Source organism: Candidatus Alcyoniella australis, from assembly GCA_030765605.1.
Taxonomy (GTDB): Bacteria; Lernaellota; Lernaellaia; order JAVCCG01; family Alcyoniellaceae; genus Alcyoniella; species Alcyoniella australis.
Genome location: JAVCCG010000076.1, coordinates 1 through 20,311, shown reverse-complemented (window position 1 = coordinate 20,311; position 20,311 = coordinate 1). Strand labels below are relative to the sequence as shown.

The following is a 20,311-nucleotide window of genomic DNA, read 5'->3' as shown; positions in this document are numbered from 1 at the left end:
GGGGCAAAACTCGCGTACGTGACCTGCATGTGGCTCGACGATGCTCTCCGCGTCGCGGCATGGGTCTACGCAAAATGACCAGGGAAATATGCGAGCCTTGCTGCGGCTCATAGCCGCCCGGCTTCGAGCCGGGGCAAAACTCGCGTACGTGACCTGCATGTGGCTCGACGATGCTCTCCGCGACGCGGCATAGATCGACGCTAAACGATCCGGGAAATATGCGAGCCTTGCTGCGGCTCCAAGCCGCCGCCGCTCGCGCCACACACAAAGATCGTTTTAACGATCTTTCCCCACCCCCCGCTAAAAGATCAGGCCGGCGCGGAGCATGATCTGTACGCCGCTTAGGTTCACGTCGTGCAGGTCGTCGTGGGCGTTGGGCAGGTTCAGGCCGTCGAGTAAATGGAAATAGCGTCCGTTGATGCCCAGTTGGAAGTTGTCCGACAGTGCGGCGTCGAACCCCAGGCTCGCGGCCAGGGCGCCGCGTCCGCGCTGATCGTCATCGGTGAACGTCTCGCCGTCGTCCTGTTCGTACTCCACGTCGTAGCGCCAGATCGAGGCTCCGGCCAGCAGCTGGGCGTAGGGGAACACCGGGTCGAGGTCGAGGGTAAATCGTGGCCCGGCCAGCACGTTGACCAGCGTCAGATCCAGCTTGCCGTACTTTTCCTCGTCCGCCACCGAGTGCATGCCGTAGGTCGAGTCCAGGGCCAGTCCGAACCAGCGGGTCAGGCCGTAGGAGACGTTGATGCCAAAGCACGGTCCGCCGTCGAGCACGTCGGAGGCCTCGCCCAAAAGCAGCTCGTAGCCGCCCTGGGCCGCCAGGCCCAGCTCGCGCTCGGTCACGGCCGCGCAGGGCTGGGCGCTCAGTGCGCTGAGGAGCAGGGCCAGGGAGAGTACGGCGATCAGTTTTGGGTATTTCATTTCAGAACCTAAGCGATGTGCGGAGCAACAACGAAGTGCCGGTGATCCAGCCCTTGGTCAGCTCTTGGGGGAAAATTTGGGTTACGCGCATGGTCGGGCCGAAGGTCCAGTGGGGGATGATCTGCACGTCCATTCCCGCTCCGGCGTTGAGCGTCAAGTCCCACTCGTCGTCCGACTCGTTGGAATCGCTGATCGTCCAGCGCAGATAGGTCGCGCCGAACCCGCCGGCGATGTAGGGCGTGATCCGCGCGCCGGGAAAGAAGTAGGCCACCATTGCCGAGGCTTGGTCGGCGATCACGTCGATGGTGTAGGTCGAGCCATCGAGTCGTTCGACCTCGCCGTCCCCCTCGCTGTGTAAGAAACTGCCCTCGAGGGCCATGTTGCGCGACCAGGAAAAGTGCCAGATTTTCACAATGTGCCCGCCGTAACCCCAGTGCGGCGGCAGCTTGTACTCCTCGACGTCCTCGGCGAACAGAAACAGCCACATCATTCCGGCCTGGGGACCGAAAAACAGGTCCAGGGGCGTGGATTCGGCCTTCTTTGCCCCCTGGGTTTCTTCGGCCTGGTCCGCTACTTCCTGCGCAACGCAAGGCGCGGCCGCGCACAGCAGCAGCAGCACGGCGATCATCGTGCAGATCAGCGGGAACATTCGCGGGTTATCAGCGTTCATAAATAGGCCTGGATTATTCATAAGGGATCTACTGCGGCGCACAATATGTTCGCAATAATTTCGTCATTCTCGCCGATCCGTCCTCGACGTACTGAATCAAGTACGCCTGCGGAGGATCGACTCGGCTTTCTCGTTCTTGCGGCATCTTATGCGCCTCGCTACGAACCCTTATTAATACTCCAGGCCAAGTGCGGCCATTATCGAGATGCTTGTCGTAGGGTGTCAAGCACGGTCCTGTTTAGCGCCCCTGTCAGCGCGTTGACAGGCTCGTGGGGCAAGTGCTAGTTTGGCGCGTTCATAGGCCGTTTTTTCCAAGCGGCAAAGAGATTTTTGCGCTTTTCCCAATCTTCGGGCGCTGATAAACGCGTTGTCCCGGGGGGGGAAGGAGCGGTGTATTGCATGCGCCGCGTTGATCCGTTTTCAGCGCGGCCGCGGCGGTCGATAAGTGTGGGTTTTGCGGTTCAAGGGGGAATGCCCGATGCACGACAGGTCGATGATGCTGATCGCCGCACTGCTGGTGCTGGCCGTTGCGGCTCCGGCCGCGGCCCATCGCAGCGGCATCGCCGTGGGCCTGAGTCTGGACGGGATCGTGCCGCTGGACAGCGATATCTACGGCGCGACCATGCTCGACAACGACTGGGCCAAGACCATGTCGGGCATCACCTACAGCTACGATAGCCAGGGTGCATCCTATTATGGACCCAATCGCGAGAGCCTGGTGCTCGGCCCGGCGTTGCAATTCAAATACATCTCGCGCATCGGCCTGGGATTCGAGATCAGCGAACGCTTCTCCTGGCTGTACTTCCAGCCCGACAGCGAAGTCGACGTCGGGTTTTCGCAACTAGTGCTCCCGACGCTGATTACCCTTAAATACCAGATGTTTCTAGGCGAGCGCGACCAGATCCGGCCCTTTGTCGGCGTGGGCGCGGGCGCCTATTACGTACAAAGTGTGATCTCCGGCCCCGACCTGCAGGACCGGCAGCTCGACCCCGGGGCGGCCGCGGGCGAGCGCGACTACCTCTACCAGAGTCAACGCTTCGAGCGTTCGGGCTGGGCCGCGGGCTACCACGGCCTGATTGGCCTGGACTATTTCGTTACGCGCCGAGTGGGACTGAGCGCGGCGCTGTCGTACGAGACCTGCCGCTGGACCGGCGTCGAGGCCGAGCTGATCGACGATGGCGACGGGACATGGCATTGGCAGGAATACGATCTGGACGGCGACTTGGGCGGCATCGGACTGCGCCTGGGCCTGACCAGCAACTTCTGATTGCAGGCCCGGAAATCGATCCGGGCGGGAGGACGATAAATGATCTATCGAATCGCACCGGCCCTTGTCGCGTTGTGTCTGATGCTGACGCTGTGTACGCCCGCGGTCGCGGTCGACCTGTCGAGCAACGTGGACCTGGACATCTCGGGTTACTACCGCGTGCGCTACGACAATATCTTCGGCACCGGTTGGTACTTTGCCGAGGACTCCGACTGGTGGAGCTACATGGACCAACGGCTCAAGCTCGACCCGTCGCTGTCCGTGGGCGACAACATCTCGTTGCACATGCAGTTGGACTGCCTGCGCAACGTGCTGCTGGGTCAGAACCTGGTGGAGCGCGAGCCGATAATCGACGTGATGCGCGACCCTGACGACAGCTCGGTGATCGACAGTTTCGATTTGGGCGAGTACGAGCTTGCGCAGGGCGGCGTGATGTCCAGCGATACCTCGTACACCACGCGCTCGGGCGACGAGGTCCCCTCGGTATTGCTCTCGCGGGCTTGGGGCCAGGTGACCACGCCTCTGGGCCAGCTGCGCATCGGCCGCCAGGGCTCGCACTACGGCCTGGGGATTTTCTCCAACGACGGCAACGGCCTGGACTCGGACAACGGCGACACCTACGACCGCTTTATGTGGCTGCTCAAGGTCGGCCCGGCGCTGCCCGCTCTGGGCTACGACCGTTTGGCCGAGAGCGATTTCAAGAGCGGCACCAACGACGTGCACCAGTTCTTCGCCCTGTTCAACTGGCTGGACCGGCCGTTCACCGGCGGGTTGTATTTGGCCCACCGCAACCAGGACTCGACCAACGCGCGGATCTTCATCTACGACGCCTGGGCCAAGGTGATGTTCAGCCGGATGACCATCGAGGCCGAGGGCGTGCTGTTCAACGGCTCGATGACCCAGATTCCGCACAGCGTGGTCAGCGAACTGGAAGAGCAAGGTCTGCCGGTGGGCGAGGGCGGCGGCAAGATCGAGCTCAGCGCCTACATCGCGGCGCTCGAGGCGCATTGGGACGACGATTTCTGGGGCGCGGGGATCTACTCCGGCTTCAGCTCGCCGCGCGACTCCGATCCGCTGCGCGAGTGGGACGCCGACGCTGCGGCCAATCTGGCCGAGGCCAAGGCGATCTACGACGCGGACCCGGACGATCCGGACAACAAGATCGACTTCATCAGCTCGGTGGTCGCCAACCAGGCCGCCTTTGGCAAGAAGGTCTATACCTACCCCTTTGACGCGGACTACAACGTGGACATGATTCTGTGGGAGGAGATCTTCGGCCAGGTGCAAAACGGCATGTACGCCAAGGCCGGCGGCTATCTACAGTTGGCGGACCTGCGCTTCAGCCTCTTTGGCCTGTACTCGTGGATCAACGAGTCGGGCAAGGGGCGCGACGGCTCGGACGCCAGTCACGAGCTGGGTTTCGAGCTGAATTACGAGACGTCGTACACGCTCTACGATCACTTCACCGCCTCGCTGCTGTTCGGCGGGTTCTGGCCCGGCCAGTATTTCTACGACAGCTACGAGGACGTGGAGAACCTGTTCACGATCCAGAGCAACTTCGTTTTCCACTTCTAGGCTGGATCACCATGCTGCGGCGCAGACCCATGGCACGACTGGCGCTGGCCGCGTTGTTGACCGCGCTGACGTTGATCTGCGCCTGCGGCTACAAGCTGCCGCCCGAGCCGTATAAGACCGCGGACGACGCGGCAACCGCCGACGATGACGACGACGACGATGCGGACCAGGCCGACAGTCCGCTCGCCGAGCCGACGCCTCCGCCGCTGGGCGAATACGGTTTCGGCCCGGCCATTGATCGCAACGCGCAGCCCGCAATCCAGGACCCGGCCAAGGCGGCCTCAACGCCGGAGCAGCAGCAGGACGATCAAGGGAACGACGAGGACCAGCAGCAGGACGACCAGGGGGACGGCGAGGGCTGATGCATCACTTCAACTACGATTTGCGCGGAGATCTGTGCTGCGAGGGGCTTAAACTGCGGCGTCTGGCCGCGCGTTACGGCACGCCGCTCTATGTCTATTCCCATGCCGCGCTGGTCAAGCACTACAAGGTGTTCGACCGGGCCTTCTCCGGCCTGGAGCATCAGATCTGCTACTCGGTCAAGGCCAACAGCTCGCTGGCCGTGCTCGCGGTGCTGGCCGCCCAGGGCTCGGGCGCGGATATCGTCTCGGGCGGCGAGCTGTTTCGCGCGCTGTACGCCGGGGTGCTGCCCGGGCGCATCGTCTACTCCGGCGTGGGCAAGACCGACCAGGAGATCTCCTACGCGCTCAACGCCGGGATCAAGATGTTCAGCGTCGAAAGCGGGCAGGAGCTGCTGCGGATCGACAAGATCGCCGGCCGCGTTAAACGCCGCGCGCCGATCGCGATTCGCGTCAATCCGGACATCGACCCCAAGACCCATCCCCACTTGGCCACGGGGCTTAAAAGCGAGAAGTTCGGCGTGGACATCGATGAGGCCCCCGCGTTCTATCGGCGCGCCGCGCGGTTGCGCAACGTCGATATCGTCGGCCTCTCGTGTCACATTGGCAGTCAGATTCTCGAGCTCGATCCTTTTACCCAGGCGCTGCGCAAGCTGCGCGCGTTGATCGAACGACTTGAGGCCGACGGGCACCGCATCGGTCTGCTCGATGTGGGCGGCGGTCTGGGCATCGACTACGGCAACGGGCCGGGGCCGCATCCGCGCAGCTACGCTGCGGCGCTGCGGGCCGAGCTGAATGGGCTCGACGTGTGCCTGGTGCTCGAGCCCGGACGAATGATCGCGGGCAACGCCGGTGCGCTGATCACGCGGGTGCTCTATCACAAGGACCAGCACGGCAAGCGCTTCACCATCGTCGACGCCGGGATGAACGACCTGATCCGACCGGCGCTCTACAACAGCCGCCACGAGATCCGCCCGGTGCTGCGCACGCGCAAGCGCAAGGTAGTGCAGGACGTGGTGGGTCCGATCTGCGAGTCGGCCGACTTCCTGGCGCGCGGTCGCGAGCTGCCGCCGGTCGATCCCGGCGGTTTGCTGTGCGTACTCTCGGCCGGGGCCTACGGTTTCTCGATGGCGAGCAACTACAACTCGCGCCCGCGTCCGGCCGAGGTGATGGTCAAGGGCCGCCGCGCCCACCTGATCCGCGAGCGCGAGGAGTACGACGACCTGATCGACAACGAACACTTCCGGGCGTTCGTCAAATGAAACCGATCGGGTTTTACAAAGCCACGGGCGCGGGCAACGACTTCATCCTGATCGACGCCCGCTCGGGATATCCCGACCCGGATCGCAGCGCGGAACTGGTACGGGCGGTCTGCCGCCGCAAGCTGAGTCTGGGCGCGGACGGCGTGATTATGGTGCTCGACGATCCGCAATACGATTTTCAGTGGCGCTTTTTTAACGCCGACGGCTCCGAGGCCGAGATGTGCGGCAACGGCGCACGCTGCGCCGCGCGCTTTGCCCACGAGCTGGGCATGGCCGGGACAAAGATGACCTTTCGCACCCTGGCCGGGCCGATCCAGGCCGAGCTTACGACCGAGGGCGCGCGGATCAAGGTTACAGACCCCGGCGGGTTCGAGCCGGCCCGGCGCATGGATCTAGCGGGCCGCGAGCTCGACGTATGGTTCATCGACAGCGGCGTGCCGCACGCCGTGGTCTTTATCGACGACCTGGACTCGTTCCCGGTCGAGAAGCTGGGCGGGCGGCTGCGCTTTCATCGGCGCTTCGCCTCGGCCGGGGCCAACGCCAACTTCGCACAGGTCGACCAGGGCCGCTTGCTGCTGCGCACCTACGAGCGCGGCGTCGAGGCCGAGACCCTGGCCTGCGGCACCGGGGCCGTGGCCAGCGCGCTGATTGCCCATCTCGCCCATGGATTGCAGTCGCCGGTGAGCGTGGTCACGCGCTCGGGCGAGACCCTGATCGTGGACTTCGTGCCTGCGGCCGAGCCCGGCGTATTCCGCGATGTGTACCTGGCGGGCCCGGCGCGGATGATCGCCCGCGGCGAGATCCTGCCCGAGGCGCTCTAGTTTCGGGCCCACGGTCGTGTAAAATGCAACGATCAGTTTTCATCAGATCGAATTAATAGGAGGGACGGCGATGTTCCGCGGATGTTTTGTTGCCTCTGTCACGCCGTTTCAAGGCGGCGCGATCGACATGCGGGCCTTTGGCGACCACCTGGAATGGCTGATCGACTCGGGCGTGCACGGGCTGGTCCCCTGCGGCACCACCGGCGAGGCAGCCACGATGAGCGTCGAAGAGCACATCGACTGCATCAAAGCCGCTGTGCGGATCGTCAAGGGACGCGTGCCGGTGATCGCCGGCGCCGGAGCCAACGGCACGGTCGAGGCCGTCGCGCTGGTGCAGGCGGCCAAACAGGTCGGAGCCGACGCCGCGCTGGTGGTCACTCCCTACTACGTCAAGCCCAGTCAGCAGGGGCTCTACGAGCACTTTGCGGCCGTGGCCGAGCAGGCCGACCTGCCGATGGTGCTCTACAACGTGCCCTCGCGTACCGGCGTGAACCTGCTGCCCCAGACCGTCGAGCGTCTGGCCGCGCTGCCGCAGATCGTGGCGGTCAAGGAGGCGGGCGGTACGATCCATCAGACGATCGAAATCCGCGCGCGCGCGCCGCGGTTGGCTGTGCTCTCCGGCGATGACAACCTCTACCTGCCGCACCTGGCCGTGGGGGCTCAAGGCATAATCTCGGTGCTGGCCAACGTAGCGCCCGCACCCTGGTCACAGCTCTACGAGCATTTCGCGGCCGGACGTTTCAGCGAGGCGCAGCGCATTTTCCTGCGGCTGTTCCCGGCCTGTAAGGCGATGTTCATCGAATCCAACCCCATGCCGGTTAAGGCCGCAATGGTGATGTTGGGACGCTGCGGGCCCGAGTTGCGGCTGCCCTTGACCCAGATTTCGCCGGAGAATCACGCACAGCTTCAGGGCGTACTGCGCGAGTGCGGAATCCTCGATGCCTGAAACGGAATCCGCCGTCAGGGTCGCAGTCACCGGCGCGCTGGGTCGGATGGGCGCGCTGCTGGCCTCGCGCGTGATCGCGGAGGAGGGCCTGACGTTGGTCGGGGCCACCGAACGCCACGACCATCCGCAGATCGCCAAGGATGTGGGGCGACTGCTGGGCCTGGAGCCGTGCGAAGTCTCGCTGGAGAACGACCTGCGCAACGCCGTGATCTCGGCCCAGGTGATCATCGACTTCACCCAGCCCGAGTCCGCGTTGCGCAGCGCACAGATCGCGGCCGAGTTCGGCATTGCGCTGGTGCTGGGCACCACGGGTTTCAGCGACAAGCAGCGTGATGAGCTGTACAGCCTGATTCGAAGCGTGCCCTGCGTGCATGCGCCGAACTTCGCGGTGGGCGTCAACCTGATGCTCAAGCTCGTCGAACGCACCGCGCGCACTTTGGGGCCGGACTGGGACGTCGAGATAGTCGAGGCCCACCACCGCCAGAAGCGCGACGCGCCCTCGGGCACCGCTCTGGCGTTGGCTCGGGCCGCGGCTTGCGGTCAAGACAGCCTGCCCGAAGATGTTGTCCAGTACGGACGGCCGCGCGGCGAGGCCCTGCGAGCCGCGGGGGAGATCGGCGTACACGCGGTGCGCGCCGGTCAGATCACCGGCGAGCACACGGTATTGTTCGCCGGTCCCAACGAGACCCTGCGCATCGAGCATTGCGCGCAAAGCCGCGAGCTGTTCGTGGACGGCGCACTGCTCGCCGCGCGCTGGCTGATCGGCCGCGACCCCGGGGTCTACTCGATGTTCGACGTGCTCGAACTCTACTGAAACAAAGAGATTGCAACGATGAAGATCATCAGGTACGTCAGCAGCGGACAGCAGCGCTTCGGGGCGATCGAGGACGGCCGCGTGCGCGAGATCGGCAACGACCCGTTCGTGGACAAGCCGGTGTTCGTCGGCTCGACCGCGCGCGCAAAGATCAAAGCGCTGGCGCCGTGCAAGCCGGGCAAGATCGTGGCCGTGGGGCTCAATTACCGCGACCACGCCCTGGAGATGGGACGTAAAATTCCCTCCGAGCCGCTACTGTTTTTAAAGCCGAGCACCGCGGTGATCGGGCCCGAAGATCCGATCGAGGTGCCGCTGTGGGCCGGACGCGTGGACTACGAGGCCGAGCTGGGGATCGTGATCGGCAAGCGCGCCCGCCGCGTAAAGCGCGAACAAGCCCACGAGGTAATCCTCGGCTACTGCTGCATCAACGACGTCACCGCGCGCGAATTGCAGCGCCGCGACGTGCAGTACACCCGCGCCAAGGGCTTTGACAGCTTCGCGCCGCTGGGGCCGTGCATCGAGACCGAGCTGGACCCCGCGGATCTGCGCGTGCAGTGTTTTCTCAACGGCGAGTGCAAGCAGGACAGCCGCACATCGCAGTTCATCTTTCCACCCGATTTCCTGATCGAGCACATCAGCAACGTGATGACCCTCGAACCCGGCGACGTGATCTCCACCGGCACTGCCGGCGGCGTCGGTCCGCTGAGTCCCGGCGACGTGGTCGAGGTGCGGATCCAGGGCGTGGGATCGTTGGTCAACCCGGTGATCCAGCGCCAAGAGGAACAACATGAAGATTAAACCCAGCGAGCGCATCGGCAAGCTGCCGCCCTACCTGTTCGCCGACCTCGACCGCCAACGTAGCGAGGTGCTCGCCGCGGGCGTCGACGTAATCGATCTGGGAGTGGGCGATCCGGACCTGCCGACCCCCGAGCCGATCGTCGAGGAACTGTGCCGCGCGGCCCACGACAAGAGCACCCACCGCTACCCCAGCTACCGCGGGATGATGAGCCTGCGCGAGGCCGCGGCCGCCTACCTGCGGCGGCGCTTCGACCTGGAGCTGGACCCGGCGACTCAGATCTGCGCCTTGGTCGGCAGCAAGGAGGGGATCTTCCATCTGCCGATCGGCCTGCTCGACCAAGGCGACGCGGCCCTGGTCCCGGACCCGGCCTACCCGGTCTACCGCGCGGCCACGCTGCTCGCCGGCGGCCGCCCGCTGTCCATGCCGCTGCTGCGCGAAAACGGATTCAAGCCCGACCTGGCGGCCATCGACTCCGGATCGCTCGATCGCTGCAAGCTGATGTTTCTCAACTATCCGAACAACCCCACCGGCGCGACTGTGGACCTCGAGTTCTACGCTGACGCGGCGCGCTTTGCCGGCGAACATTCGATCGCCGTGGCGGCCGACGCGGCCTACGTCGAGATGGGGTTCGACGGGTATCGGCCGCCGAGCTTTCTGCAGGCCGCAGGAGCGTTGGACGTGGGCATCGAGTTCCACTCGCTATCCAAACCGTTTTCCATGACCGGCTGGCGCATCGGTTTTGCCGCGGGCAACCCCGAGCTGATCGCGGCCCTGGCCGCGGTCAAGACCAACGCCGACTCCGGCGCGTTCAACGCGGTGCAGTACGCGGCGATCTGCGCCCTGCAAAGCGACTTTAGTTGGGTCGAGCAACACAACGCGGTCTACGCCGCGCGCCGCAATTTGGTGCTGGCCGGACTGCGCGAGATCGGGCTGTGGTCGCTGGAGCCGCAAGCCACGTTCTACGTCTGGTTCTCCTGCCCCGAGGCGGTGGGATCGGCCGAGTTCGCCTCGCGCCTGCTGCGCGAGACCGGAGTGCTGGTCACGCCGGGGGTCGGCTTCGGCGCGGCGGGTGAGGGCTATTGCCGCATCGCGCTGACCGTGGGCGAGGAGCGGCTGTCCGAGGCCATGGAGCGGCTGGGGAAGTTCAAGCTTTGACGCTGCACGCGGCGGCGATCGGGCTGGGCTCCAACCTGGGCCAGCGCCGCGCACACCTGGTTTATGCCTGCGAACGCCTCGACGCCGACGGTCTGCGGCTGATCGCGGCCTCGGAATTTATCGAGACCCAGCCCGAGGGCAACGCGGATCAACCGTTGTTTCAAAACGCCGCGGCAATTGTCGAAACAGCGCTGGATCCCCTGGAACTGCTCGAGCGGCTGCTCGCCATCGAACGCGAGCGCGGACGGCAACGCGGCGCTGCCAACGCGCCGCGCACCCTGGACCTGGACCTGCTGCTTTACGACGAGCTGACGCTTGACGATCCGCGCCTGATCGTGCCCCATCCGCGGATGCACTTGCGGCGCTTCGTGCTCGAGCCGCTTTGCTCCATCGCTGCGCACTGGCGTCACCCGCTGCTGCAAAAGACAGTGGCCCAGCTGCTCCAAACCCTCTGATTCGGGCTTGCTTTTTACGGCCCGCTGTGGTCTTATCCGCCCCCTGCGAAGGAAATAGGTCGTCCCCTGTCGGCGACCGCTGGCGACAACTCCTTGCTCTCATACTCAATTCCGAGAGCAAACCCGAAAGGAGACTCAATGCTGCGAAAGTACGAGCTCACCTTTATTCTCAAGTCCGATCTTCCCCCGGAAGTCAACGACCAGATCATCGACCGCTTCCGCGACATCGTGAATCAGAAGGGCGAAGTGGTTAAGGTCGACGTCTGGGGCAAGAAACGCCTGGGATACGAGATCGAGGGCTTCAGTCGAGGCCTGTACGTCAACTTCTTGTTCGAGGCGCAGCCCGATCACATCCACGAGATCGAGCGTAACCTCAAAATTCATCAGAACGTGCTGCGGTTCCTGACGATCAAGCTCGACGACCGCATGGACTTCGATGCGATCCGCGTGCGCGAGGAAGAGAAGCGCAAGAAGCGCGAGGCCGAGCGCAAGGAAGCAGAGGAGCGCGGCGAGCAGGTCAGCGACGAGAATCCCTACCGCGATGCGGAAGAGGCGTCCGAAGAGAAGCCGCTTCGTAGCTCCCGCGATGACGACGACAAAGACGACAAAGACAAAGACGGCAAGAAAGACGATGACGACGGCAAGAAAAACGATGACGACGACAAGAAAGACGACGACGACGGCAAGAAAGACGACGCCGACGGCAAGAAAAACGATGACGACGGCAAGAAAGACGATGACGACGGCAAGAAAGACGACGCCGACGGCAAGAAAAACGATGACGACGACGATAAGCAAGACAGCAAAGAGGGGTCGAAATCCGAGGAGGATTGATCGATGGCTGTTACCATTAATCGAGTGTTTGTCTCCGGCAACCTGACCCGCGATCCGGAACTGCGCTACACGCCATCGGGCACTGCCGTGTGTAAGATGGCGATAGCCGCCAACCGCAGTTACCGCCAGGGTGAGGATCTCAAAGAGGAGACGAGTTTTTTCGATATCGTCGCCTGGGGTCGCACGGGCGAGACCAGCGCGGAGTACCTGAGCAAGGGCCGCCCGATTTTGGTCGAGGGCCGTTTGCAGCAAAGCCGCTGGCAAAACCCCGACGGCCAGAACCGCAGCAAGGTCGAGATCGTGGCCGACCGCGTCCATTTCCTGGGCGGTCCGCGCGATCAGGAGGCCCAGGGCGGCGGAGGAGGAGGAGGCCGTCAGGCCCATCCCGAACCGCCGGTGGACGAGCCGCTGCCCGACGACGACATCCCGTTCTGATCAACAGCGCCGCACCCGGCGCCTGGAGGATATAAAATGGCCGCAAGAAATTTCAAAAGGAAGCCGACAACGAAGGGCCGCAAACGCCGCACGTTCGGCCGACGCCGCGTTTGCCGCTTCTGCGCTGACACCACCCTGGTGATCGACTATAAAGACGTAAAGACGCTGAGCTACTTCATTACCGAGCGGGGCAAGATCATTCCGCGCCGTATCTCGGGCAACTGCGCCAAGGACCAACGCAAAATGTCGCTGGCGATCAAACGCGCGCGCTACCTGGCGTTGCTGCCCGCCGCGTCCAAGCACGTCTGAGACTGACGGGGAGTAAGGACGATCGAGGCCCAGGCCGCATTCGAGCCGCAACGGATGGCGATTGCGCTGTTCGTGCTGTGGTTCTGCCTGATCGGGCTGGGTCCGATCACGGCGGCGCTGCACGTGCGGCGTGGAAGGCTCTACGGCTTCGGTCTGCCGATACTCGCCGCGCTGGCGCTGCTGCTGATCGAGCGGATCTGGATCGCCATCGGCTGGCCGCTGGAGCAAGGCGATCTGGCGCTGCCCTACCTTATCGGGTTGGGACTGCTCGGACCGGCAGTGGGCGAGGGGCTGCGGCTGCGGCTGGACGCCACGCGCGTGATGATCAGCGCTGTGGGTCTGACCGTGGCAATGCGCTTCCTGTTCTGCGCGGCAATGGCCAATGTGGCCGCGTTCTACGGTCTGCAACCCATCGAATGGGGCTTGCTGTGGGCCGAGGGGACCGACCCGCTGTTGGGGATCCTGATCGGCATGCAGGGGCTGCTGCCGGCGAGCGGGGCCGCGGTCGACACCGAGACCGGAGCGCAGCTGCTGCGCTTCACCGGCGCGCTGCTGGCCCAGAACGTGGCGCTGGCCGCGATCATCACCCTGATCGGCGCACGGCACGTGCTGGCCCGCGAGGGCTGGCAGCTTTCCCTCGAGCGTCTGGACCGCTGGCGTTCGCCCGAGCCGCTGATCTTTGCGGCGATCGTAGCGGCGGCGTTGGCGCTGCTGGGCCCCAAGGGTTTCTGGGCCGACCTGGGAATCAACCTGTTTCTGGTGGGGATGGTGCCCTACATTTTTCAGGGGCTGGCGATTCTCAGCTTCTGGTTCGTCCGACTAAGGATCGCCGGCTGGCTCAAGGCACTGCTGCTGGCGATGATAATCATTCAACCGGTTACGATTGTGGTTCTGGCTGCTGCGGGCGTGGGCGACCTTTGGTTCGACCTGCGCCGCATGTCGCGTAAAGCCGAAGACGACGAGCTCGACGACGGTTCCGACGACGACGATCAACCCGACCGCGATTCGTTAGACGACAGATAATTAATAGGAGAGATCATGAAGGTCATCCTGATGGAGAATATCGAGAACCTCGGCAACATCGGCGACGTGGTAACCGTCTCCGACGGCTACGGCCGTAATTTCCTGATCCCGCGCAAGAAGGCCGCTCGGGCAACCACCCGCAGCGTAAACGGACTGGAGCACCAGAAGCGGCTGGCCGAGATCAAGCTGCGTAAAGAGCGCGACGAGGCCGACAAGCTCAAACGGCGCATCGAGAGCGTGTCGCTGACCATCCCGGCCCAGGTCGGTGAGGGCGACAAGCTCTACGGCTCGGTGACCAACATGGCCATACAAAAGGCACTGATCACCGAGGGGATCGAGATCGACCGGCGTCACATCGTCCTGGACGAGCCGATCAAGAACCTCGGCATCTTTACCGTGACCTGCAAACTGAGCCATGATGTTCAGGCCCAGTGCAAGGTGTGGGTGGTTAAGGAGTAGCGTTTGGTCGGCAGGCCCGCAGCAGCAACCCAGCCCGATGTGTTCGAGGGCAAGGTGCTGCCCCATGCCCAAGACGCCGAGATTGCGGTGCTCGGCGGGATTCTGCTTGACCCGACGGCCCTGGATCGCGTCAACGATATAATCAAGCCCAGCGACTTCTATCGCGAGGCGCACCGCCAAATCTTCGAGAGCATGCAGGCGCTGGCCAGCCGTGGCGAGCCGATCGACATGCTGACCGTCGCCGACTCGCTGAAGTCGCGCGACCTGCTCGAGCGCGTGGGGGGCAACTCCTACCTGGCCGCGCTCACCGATCAGGTGCCGACCGCCGTGAACATCGTCCACTACGCCGGGCTGATCGCCAGCCGCTCGGTTCAGCGCGGGCTGATCAGGGCCGCGCAGTTCATCCAGTCCAAGTCGTACTCCGCAGTCGAGGACGTGGACCAGCTTGTCAACGACAGCGAGGCCGCGCTGTTCGAGATCTGCGACCGGCAAATTAAAAAGAGCTACCAGAGCATGCGCGAGGTGGCCACCGAGGCCTACGACCATCTGGACACGCTGCACTCGCGCGGCAGCCAGATTACCGGCGTGGCCACCGGCTACACTGATCTGGACAACCTCACCGCCGGCCTGCAACCCTCCGAGCTGGTGATCCTCGCCAGCCGGCCCTCGATGGGCAAGACCGCGCTGGCGCTGAACATCGCCGAGAACTCCGCGCTGGCCGGAACGCCCGTGGCCTTGTTCTCGCTGGAGATGAGCGCCAAGTCGCTGGGCGTGCGCCTGCTGTGCTCCCACGCCCGCATCGACGTCGGACGCATCCGCAAGGGGATCGTCAGCGGCCGCGACTGGTCGCGCATCGCCCTGGCCACCGGGGTGCTGGCCGAGGCGCCGATCTACATCGACGACACGCCGGGCATCACCGTGACCCAGATCCGCTCCAAGGCGCGGCGGATCAAGGCCGAGCACGGCCTGGGCCTGGTGGTGATCGACTACATCCAGATGCTCAAGGGGCGCGACGGGGTCAACAGCCGCGAACAGGAGGTCTCGGAGATGAGCCGCGGCCTCAAGGCGTTGGCCAAGGAACTCGACGTGCCGGTGCTCGCCCTGTCCCAGCTCAACCGCCAGGTCGAGGCGCGCGACGACAAGCGCCCGCGCCTGGCCGATTTGCGCGAGTCCGGCGCCATCGAGCAGGACGCCGACGTGATCATGTTCATCTACCGCGATGCCTACTACAAACGTAGACAGGCGGCGGCCGAGGGATCGGACGGTTTCGGCGATGCCTTGCCCGAGGACAACAGCGCCGAGGTGATCGTGGCCAAACAGCGCAACGGCCCTACCGACACGGTGTTCCTGACCTTCCTCAAACATTTCACCCGCTTCGAGAACCAAGACAAGAGTCGCTCCGACTCCGAGTTCGCGCAGTAGCCCGGCGGCTTGCAGAGGCCCCGTCGATCGGTTGAACATGCCCGAGCAGCTGTGATAGTTTCGAGCGGGTTAAAAGGTGGGATTAATCAATGACAAGGGTACTTCTCTACACGGGCAAGGGCGGAGTGGGCAAGACCACGCTGTCAGCCTCCACCGGCGTGATCGCAGCGCGCCAGGGCCGGAAAACCCTTGTTATCTCGACCGATGCAGCCCACAGCCTGGCCGATGTGCTCGATTGCGAGATCGGCAACGAGCTGCGCGAGATCGAACCCAACCTCTGGGTCGAGGAAATCAGCGTCCACAACGAGCTGGCCACGCATTGGAACCGCATCCAGGATTACGTGCGGCGGTTTTTAACCAGCCAAGGTTACGACGACGTGATGGCCGAGGAGCTGGCGATCATGCCGGGCATGGAGGAGCTGTTCTGTCTGCTCAAGCTCGGCGATTACCTCGACGAGAAAAAGTACGACCTGATCGTCATCGACTGCGCGCCCACCGGGGCGACGCTCAAACTGCTGAGCTTCACCGACATTTTGCAATGGTACATGGAGCGCTTCTTCGACCTCAACCGCAAGGTCAGCCGGGTGATCAAGCCGATCGCCGAGCGGGTGATGAAAGCGCCGATGCCCGGCGACGACGTCTACGACCAGGTGTTCGCGATGTACGAACGAATGGTCAAAATCAAGAAGTACCTCACCGACCCGGAGCACAGCTCGATCCGCATCGTGTGCAACCCGGAGAAGATGGTGGTCAAGGAGTCGCAACGCGCCTACACCTACCTCTCGCTGTTCAACTTTCCGGTCGACCTGCTGATCGTCAACCGCGTGCTTCCCGCGGGAAACGGGGCCTACGGTGCGTGGCCCGAGATCCAGAGCAAGTACCTCAAATTGATCCACGAGAGTTTCGCGCCGCTGCCGATCCTCGAGGTGCCGCTGTACGACGGCGAGACCCTGGGCGTCGAGGCGCTCCAGCAACTGGGCAGCAACCTGTTCGCCAATCGTCGGCCCGACGAGGTGTTCCACAACCTGCGGCCGATGCGCATCCAGACCAACAACGGCGTGTCCGAGATGCGGCTGCACATGCCCCATGCTAAAAAGGGCGACGTCGATCTGTGGGTCAAGGAGAACGAGCTGATCCTGACCGTGATGGGCTACCAGCGCAATCTGCTGCTGCCCGACACCTTAATCGGCAAGCGGGTCAAACGCGCCCGCATGGTAGGTGAGGACTTCGTCATCACCTTTGGACGAGCATGAGTCCCGAGCAGCAGAAAAAGGCCGGAACCAAAGCGGGCTACGCGCGACTGCGCGAGCTGCTCAACGAGTTCGACGAGGCCAAGGGGCACTTCGAAGCCGGTCAGCGCGAGCTGCTGATGGGCTTCCGCTCGATCGTCGACGTGCTGATCCGCTTCGCCCAGGAGGGCGACGAGGAGATGCTGCGGCTCAACGTGCTGATCCTGATCCGCAGCGGCCTGGACTTCCTGATCGCCAAGACCCCGCCCGAGGAACCGGCCCAGACCGACGAGGTGATGATCGAGGCCTACAGTGCGATCCTCGAGGTGCTCTCCGACGAGGAACGTCGCATCAAGACGCACCCCGAGGCGCTCGAGGGCGACGCCGAGAAGCTCGAAGCACTCGAGGCGATCCGCCGCGTGCTGCAAGTCGAGCGCGAGCGCGCCAGCAAGCGCGCGGACGATCCCGACGCGCACAAGCGCATCCGCAAAGTCGAAATCGAATAAATATTGTTGAATAACAATATTTGGTAGGCGCGAGCAGGGCCGGCTCAAAGGTGCCATCGCGGCGTGGTTCGTAGGGAATACGACCAGGGTTCGCTCGCGTGCCATGCGGGCACCTCAAGGGTGCCTAGTCGTTGCGGTGCAGCTCGACGAAGCGGCGGAAGCTACGGTCGTAGGTGCGCTCTACATTATCGGGGAAGCAGCACGCGGGCAGCTCGTTTTGCGCCAAGTGATATTGCAGACACTCGCAGCACATTCCGTGCCGCGAGCATCCCGGGTAGGTGCAGTTACACAGCTTGTTGTTGGCCTTGAGGTTCTTGCAATCCGCCACTGTTGTTTCTCCTACTCTCGTCCCCAGCCCGAGGGCTGCGGTCCCATTACGAATTCGAACGTCGCTCCGTCGGCGATCTGATCGTGATGGAAGATCGGCTCGTCCAGCGGCTCGCCGTTGAGCTGCACCGACTGCACGTAGATGTTGTCCGGTGAGGCGTTGTGCGCGGTGATCGTGATATCGCCCTGGTCGCGGTGCAGCACCAGATTCTCGAAGATCGGGCTGGCGATGTAGTAGATATCGGTGCCCGGCAGCGAATAGATGCCCATTGCGCTGAACACGTACCAGGCCGAGAGCGTGCCGCCGTCGTCGTTGCCGTCCACGCCGTCGGGCCCGCCGGTGTAGTGGGCGTCCATCACCCAGCGCACCCACTTCTGGGTCAGGTCGGGCCGTCCCAGCTCGTTGAAGAGATAGGGCACCAGGATGTCCGGCTCGTTGCCGTGCCAGTAGAAGATGTCGGGCAGCGGTGTGTTCGGCCAGTTGACCGAGTTTTGGAACATCTGCTCCAGGCGGTAGATCAGCACGTCGCGGCCGCCGTGGGCGAACGCCAGCTCGTCCACATCGTAGGGCACGTAGAACGACCAGTGATAGGCGTTCCCCTCGCAGTAGTCCTCGCTGAACCACAGCGGAATGAACGAATCGACCCAACTGCCGTCGCGGTGCCGCGCGCGCAGGAATCCGCTGGGCTTGTCGAACAGGTTGATCCAGTTGCGCGACTGCGCCAAAAAGCGCTCGGCGTCCTCGTCGTGTCCCAAGGCTTGGGCCCACAGCCCCAGGGCGTAATCGTCGTAGCAGTTTTCCAGCGTATTGGAGACCGACTTGCTGCCGTTCTCGATCGAGCAGTAGCCCAGGGCCAGGTAGTCCTGCATGTCCGTGCGGCCGTGCTCGGTCGGTCCCAGGCCGTGCAGGCGCAGCCCCTCGTAGGCCGTGTTCACGTTGAAGTTGTCGATTCCCTTGAGGTATGAGCCGGCGAACACGATGTCGGCCGATGTGCCGATCATGCAGCCGGTGTAGCCCAGGGCGCGCGGCCACTTTGGGAACGACCCGCCCTGCTGGTACATCCTGACCATTGAGTTGAGGAAGTTCAGCTGGGCCTCGGGATTAATTAGGTCGATCAGCGTGTGGAAGCTGCGGAAGGTGTCCCACAGCGACATGTCCGAATAAAAGCGGTGGCCCTCGTCCGCGTGCAGCTCGCGGTCGAACCCGCGGTAGATCTCGCCGACTTCGGAGAACAGCGAGGGCATCATGTACAGGTGGTAGACCGCACTGTAAAAGATCTCGCGTTGCAGGTCCGTGCCGCCGTCGACCTCGAACTGTTCGAGCACTTCGCGCCAGCCGTTCTCGGCCTCAGTGCGCACGTCGTCGAAATCAAAATCCGGGATCTCGGCCGCCAGGTTAATCCGCGCCTGTTCCAGCGAGATATAGGAGATGCCGACCCGCGCCACCACCGGCGTGTCCGGATCGGCGTCGAACTCGACGTAGGCGCCGGCCTGATTCTCGATGCCTGTGCCGTCCTGCAGGGCCTGAAGCGAGCCGGGGCTGATGTTGCGTCCCACGAACGTGCCGTAATGGGTGAACGGCCGGTCGAACTCGACCACGAAATAAAGGATGTAGCCGCCGTCGCGGCCCGCGAATCCGCCGGTGTGGTCCAGCCAGCCGTAGACCGCGGAGTTTGGCTGATCCACGTTGACCTGGGCCGCGCTGACCCAATGGGGCTGGATCGAGTTGCCCGCGTTGATCACCACCTGGGCATCCGAGGCCTCGGGGAAGGTGTAGCGGTGCATGCCCGCGTGCTCGGTGGCCGTGAGCTCGGCGTGGATGTAGTAGCGGTCGAGCAGCACCGAGTAGTAGCCCGGATTGGCCTGCTCGGTGTCGTGGGAGAAGCTCGAGCGGTAGTACGACTCGAGCGTGTCGCCGGTTTGGGTCTCGAACCCGCGGGTCGGCATCAGCAGCAGGTTGCCCGCGTCCCCCGCGCCGGTGCCGATGATGTGCGTGTGCGTGAATCCGCGGATCTGTTTGTCGCCGTAGTAGTAACCGCCGTAGTGGGTGAAATCCAGTTGCAGGTCGGCCACGCTGGTGTCCGGGCTGAGCTTGACCATGCCCCACGGCATCGAGGGTCCGGGCAGCAGGCTGCCCTGGCCGAACCCCTGGCCACCGGTGCCGATAAACACGTCCACCAGCTCCAACGGCTCAAGCGGTTGGTTGTCGTCGTCGTCATCATCGTCATCGTCGCCAGCGACGTCGTCATCGTCATCGTCGTCGTCGTCCGTGTCGCAGCCGGACCAGACTACGCCGCAACATAGCAGCACGATCAGCAACAGCAGGAACAAGAAGAATCTGGAGATGCTCATTTATCAACTCCGCGCGGTTTGACCGTACGAATACTAGCTTGCCGCCGGGCAAAGAAAAAGGCCGGTGTATTACCGGCCTTCTTGATGACGTTGTCGTCCCGAGGGATTACTGCGTCACTCCGCACTTGGCGTCTTCGACACAGGCGTGGGTCGCCTTGACGTAGGTCTGGTCAACACAATGCACTGCCTCGATGTACGAGTAGTTGACGTAATCGTCGGCCGGATTGTTGGGGTCGTTCTGGTAGGTCGTCTCGCAGCAACAGTATCCCGGACGCTTGGTGGTCTGCGCCTGAGAGATCGTCGGGCCAAATACCAGGGCCGCCACGGCCAGCATGGCCAGCACGAACGTTACGGTGACAATCGACTTTTTCATT

The 20,311-nt window shown here is 63.7% G+C and carries 23 protein-coding genes; 18 read left to right on the top strand and 5 right to left on the bottom strand.

Annotated elements, in window-relative coordinates:
• Window positions 1–300: 300 nt before the first annotated feature.
• Both P9M14_08515 and P9M14_08510 read right to left on the bottom strand, forming a co-directional pair.
• Window positions 301–918, bottom strand: a complete 618-nt coding sequence (locus tag P9M14_08515; GenBank protein MDP8255778.1) for an outer membrane beta-barrel protein — start codon at window positions 916–918, stop codon at window positions 301–303.
• Window position 919: 1 nt separating this feature from the next.
• The gene (locus P9M14_08510) at window positions 920–1,588 is read right to left on the bottom strand and encodes an outer membrane beta-barrel protein (protein ID MDP8255777.1); all 669 of its coding nucleotides are present in this window, start codon (window positions 1,586–1,588) and stop codon (window positions 920–922) included.
• A 478-nt stretch (window positions 1,589–2,066) separates the two neighbouring features.
• On the opposite strand from P9M14_08510, the gene P9M14_08505 reads away from it, so the two are divergent.
• From P9M14_08505 to P9M14_08420, 18 genes are all read left to right on the top strand, one after another.
• Entirely contained in the window at window positions 2,067–2,855 is a 789-nt protein-coding gene (locus tag P9M14_08505; protein ID MDP8255776.1) for a hypothetical protein, read from the top strand.
• Window positions 2,856–2,894: 39 nt separating this feature from the next.
• Window positions 2,895–4,430 carry a hypothetical protein gene (locus P9M14_08500; GenBank protein MDP8255775.1) on the top strand — a complete coding sequence of 512 codons (1,536 nt, stop codon included), beginning with the start codon at window positions 2,895–2,897 and terminating at the stop codon, window positions 4,428–4,430.
• Between the two features lie 29 nt (window positions 4,431–4,459).
• Window positions 4,460–4,792 (top strand): hypothetical protein, encoded by a 333-nt coding sequence (locus tag P9M14_08495; protein ID MDP8255774.1) that lies wholly within the window; start codon window positions 4,460–4,462, stop codon window positions 4,790–4,792.
• Window positions 4,792–6,051: a diaminopimelate decarboxylase gene (gene lysA / locus P9M14_08490; protein MDP8255773.1), complete on the top strand. Its 1,260-nt coding sequence runs from the start codon at window positions 4,792–4,794 to the stop codon at window positions 6,049–6,051. Before P9M14_08495 ends, lysA begins: the two co-directional genes overlap by 1 nt.
• Complete coding sequence (dapF, locus tag P9M14_08485; GenBank protein ID MDP8255772.1) at window positions 6,048–6,872, top strand: diaminopimelate epimerase; 825 nt, start codon at window positions 6,048–6,050, stop codon at window positions 6,870–6,872. Before lysA ends, dapF begins: the two co-directional genes overlap by 4 nt.
• A gap of 70 nt (window positions 6,873–6,942) precedes the next feature.
• On the top strand, window positions 6,943–7,818 hold the full coding sequence (gene dapA / locus P9M14_08480) for a 4-hydroxy-tetrahydrodipicolinate synthase (protein ID MDP8255771.1): 876 nt from the start codon (window positions 6,943–6,945) through the stop codon (window positions 7,816–7,818).
• Window positions 7,811–8,632 carry a 4-hydroxy-tetrahydrodipicolinate reductase gene (gene dapB / locus P9M14_08475; GenBank protein ID MDP8255770.1) on the top strand — a complete coding sequence of 274 codons (822 nt, stop codon included), beginning with the start codon at window positions 7,811–7,813 and terminating at the stop codon, window positions 8,630–8,632. Before dapA ends, dapB begins: the two co-directional genes overlap by 8 nt.
• Before the next feature lie 18 nt (window positions 8,633–8,650).
• Complete coding sequence (locus P9M14_08470) at window positions 8,651–9,430, top strand: fumarylacetoacetate hydrolase family protein (GenBank protein ID MDP8255769.1); 780 nt, start codon at window positions 8,651–8,653, stop codon at window positions 9,428–9,430.
• Window positions 9,420–10,586: an LL-diaminopimelate aminotransferase gene (locus P9M14_08465; protein ID MDP8255768.1), complete on the top strand. Its 1,167-nt coding sequence runs from the start codon at window positions 9,420–9,422 to the stop codon at window positions 10,584–10,586. Before P9M14_08470 ends, P9M14_08465 begins: the two co-directional genes overlap by 11 nt.
• Window positions 10,583–11,041 (top strand): 2-amino-4-hydroxy-6-hydroxymethyldihydropteridine diphosphokinase, encoded by a 459-nt coding sequence (gene folK / locus P9M14_08460; protein ID MDP8255767.1) that lies wholly within the window; start codon window positions 10,583–10,585, stop codon window positions 11,039–11,041. Before P9M14_08465 ends, folK begins: the two co-directional genes overlap by 4 nt.
• A gap of 138 nt (window positions 11,042–11,179) precedes the next feature.
• Window positions 11,180–11,875, top strand: coding sequence for a 30S ribosomal protein S6 (rpsF, locus tag P9M14_08455; protein MDP8255766.1), 696 nt, complete (start codon window positions 11,180–11,182; stop codon window positions 11,873–11,875).
• A gap of 3 nt (window positions 11,876–11,878) precedes the next feature.
• Window positions 11,879–12,310 (top strand): single-stranded DNA-binding protein, encoded by a 432-nt coding sequence (gene ssb / locus P9M14_08450; GenBank protein MDP8255765.1) that lies wholly within the window; start codon window positions 11,879–11,881, stop codon window positions 12,308–12,310.
• 36 nt (window positions 12,311–12,346) lie between these two features.
• Complete coding sequence (gene rpsR / locus P9M14_08445; GenBank protein MDP8255764.1) at window positions 12,347–12,619, top strand: 30S ribosomal protein S18; 273 nt, start codon at window positions 12,347–12,349, stop codon at window positions 12,617–12,619.
• 54 nt (window positions 12,620–12,673) lie between these two features.
• Entirely contained in the window at window positions 12,674–13,642 is a 969-nt protein-coding gene (locus P9M14_08440; protein MDP8255763.1) for a DUF2232 domain-containing protein, read from the top strand.
• 15 nt (window positions 13,643–13,657) lie between these two features.
• A complete protein-coding gene (gene rplI / locus P9M14_08435) occupies window positions 13,658–14,101 on the top strand; it encodes a 50S ribosomal protein L9 (protein MDP8255762.1) in 444 nt (147 codons plus the stop codon).
• A 3-nt stretch (window positions 14,102–14,104) separates the two neighbouring features.
• Window positions 14,105–15,523, top strand: coding sequence for a replicative DNA helicase (gene dnaB / locus P9M14_08430; protein ID MDP8255761.1), 1,419 nt, complete (start codon window positions 14,105–14,107; stop codon window positions 15,521–15,523).
• A gap of 89 nt (window positions 15,524–15,612) precedes the next feature.
• On the top strand, window positions 15,613–16,776 hold the full coding sequence (locus P9M14_08425) for an ArsA family ATPase (protein MDP8255760.1): 1,164 nt from the start codon (window positions 15,613–15,615) through the stop codon (window positions 16,774–16,776).
• Window positions 16,773–17,258 (top strand): hypothetical protein, encoded by a 486-nt coding sequence (locus P9M14_08420; GenBank protein ID MDP8255759.1) that lies wholly within the window; start codon window positions 16,773–16,775, stop codon window positions 17,256–17,258. Before P9M14_08425 ends, P9M14_08420 begins: the two co-directional genes overlap by 4 nt.
• Window positions 17,259–17,382: 124 nt before the next feature.
• On the opposite strand, the gene P9M14_08415 is transcribed toward P9M14_08420, so the two are convergent.
• The 3 genes from P9M14_08415 to P9M14_08405 form a co-directional block, all read right to left on the bottom strand.
• The gene (locus P9M14_08415; GenBank protein ID MDP8255758.1) at window positions 17,383–17,586 is read right to left on the bottom strand and encodes a DUF6485 family protein; all 204 of its coding nucleotides are present in this window, start codon (window positions 17,584–17,586) and stop codon (window positions 17,383–17,385) included.
• Between the two features lie 11 nt (window positions 17,587–17,597).
• Window positions 17,598–19,937 (bottom strand): GH92 family glycosyl hydrolase, encoded by a 2,340-nt coding sequence (locus P9M14_08410; protein ID MDP8255757.1) that lies wholly within the window; start codon window positions 19,935–19,937, stop codon window positions 17,598–17,600.
• A 106-nt stretch (window positions 19,938–20,043) separates the two neighbouring features.
• On the bottom strand, window positions 20,044–20,311 hold a 268-nt coding region (locus P9M14_08405), incomplete at its 5' end, for a hypothetical protein (GenBank protein ID MDP8255756.1).

Bases quoted from the DNA above. Each gene is read 5' to 3' on its own strand.
- P9M14_08440 (MDP8255763.1), top strand. From the start codon at position 12,674: ATGGCGATTGCGCTGTTCGTGCTGTGGTTCTGCCTGATCGGGCTGGGT.
- P9M14_08465 (MDP8255768.1), top strand. From the start codon at position 9,420: ATGAAGATTAAACCCAGCGAGCGCATCGGCAAGCTGCCGCCCTACCTG.
- rplI (MDP8255762.1), top strand. From the start codon at position 13,658: ATGAAGGTCATCCTGATGGAGAATATCGAGAACCTCGGCAACATCGGC.
- P9M14_08470 (MDP8255769.1), top strand. From the start codon at position 8,651: ATGAAGATCATCAGGTACGTCAGCAGCGGACAGCAGCGCTTCGGGGCG.
- P9M14_08500 (MDP8255775.1), top strand. From the start codon at position 2,895: ATGATCTATCGAATCGCACCGGCCCTTGTCGCGTTGTGTCTGATGCTG.
- P9M14_08410 (MDP8255757.1), bottom strand. From the start codon at position 19,937: ATGAGCATCTCCAGATTCTTCTTGTTCCTGCTGTTGCTGATCGTGCTG.
- P9M14_08515 (MDP8255778.1), bottom strand. From the start codon at position 918: ATGAAATACCCAAAACTGATCGCCGTACTCTCCCTGGCCCTGCTCCTC.
- rpsF (MDP8255766.1), top strand. From the start codon at position 11,180: ATGCTGCGAAAGTACGAGCTCACCTTTATTCTCAAGTCCGATCTTCCC.
- ssb (MDP8255765.1), top strand. From the start codon at position 11,879: ATGGCTGTTACCATTAATCGAGTGTTTGTCTCCGGCAACCTGACCCGC.
- rpsR (MDP8255764.1), top strand. From the start codon at position 12,347: ATGGCCGCAAGAAATTTCAAAAGGAAGCCGACAACGAAGGGCCGCAAA.
- P9M14_08420 (MDP8255759.1), top strand. From the start codon at position 16,773: ATGAGTCCCGAGCAGCAGAAAAAGGCCGGAACCAAAGCGGGCTACGCG.
- dapF (MDP8255772.1), top strand. From the start codon at position 6,048: ATGAAACCGATCGGGTTTTACAAAGCCACGGGCGCGGGCAACGACTTC.
- dapB (MDP8255770.1), top strand. From the start codon at position 7,811: ATGCCTGAAACGGAATCCGCCGTCAGGGTCGCAGTCACCGGCGCGCTG.
- dapA (MDP8255771.1), top strand. From the start codon at position 6,943: ATGTTCCGCGGATGTTTTGTTGCCTCTGTCACGCCGTTTCAAGGCGGC.
- P9M14_08505 (MDP8255776.1), top strand. From the start codon at position 2,067: ATGCACGACAGGTCGATGATGCTGATCGCCGCACTGCTGGTGCTGGCC.
- lysA (MDP8255773.1), top strand. From the start codon at position 4,792: ATGCATCACTTCAACTACGATTTGCGCGGAGATCTGTGCTGCGAGGGG.
- P9M14_08510 (MDP8255777.1), bottom strand. From the start codon at position 1,588: ATGAACGCTGATAACCCGCGAATGTTCCCGCTGATCTGCACGATGATC.
- P9M14_08495 (MDP8255774.1), top strand. From the start codon at position 4,460: ATGGCACGACTGGCGCTGGCCGCGTTGTTGACCGCGCTGACGTTGATC.
- P9M14_08425 (MDP8255760.1), top strand. From the start codon at position 15,613: ATGACAAGGGTACTTCTCTACACGGGCAAGGGCGGAGTGGGCAAGACC.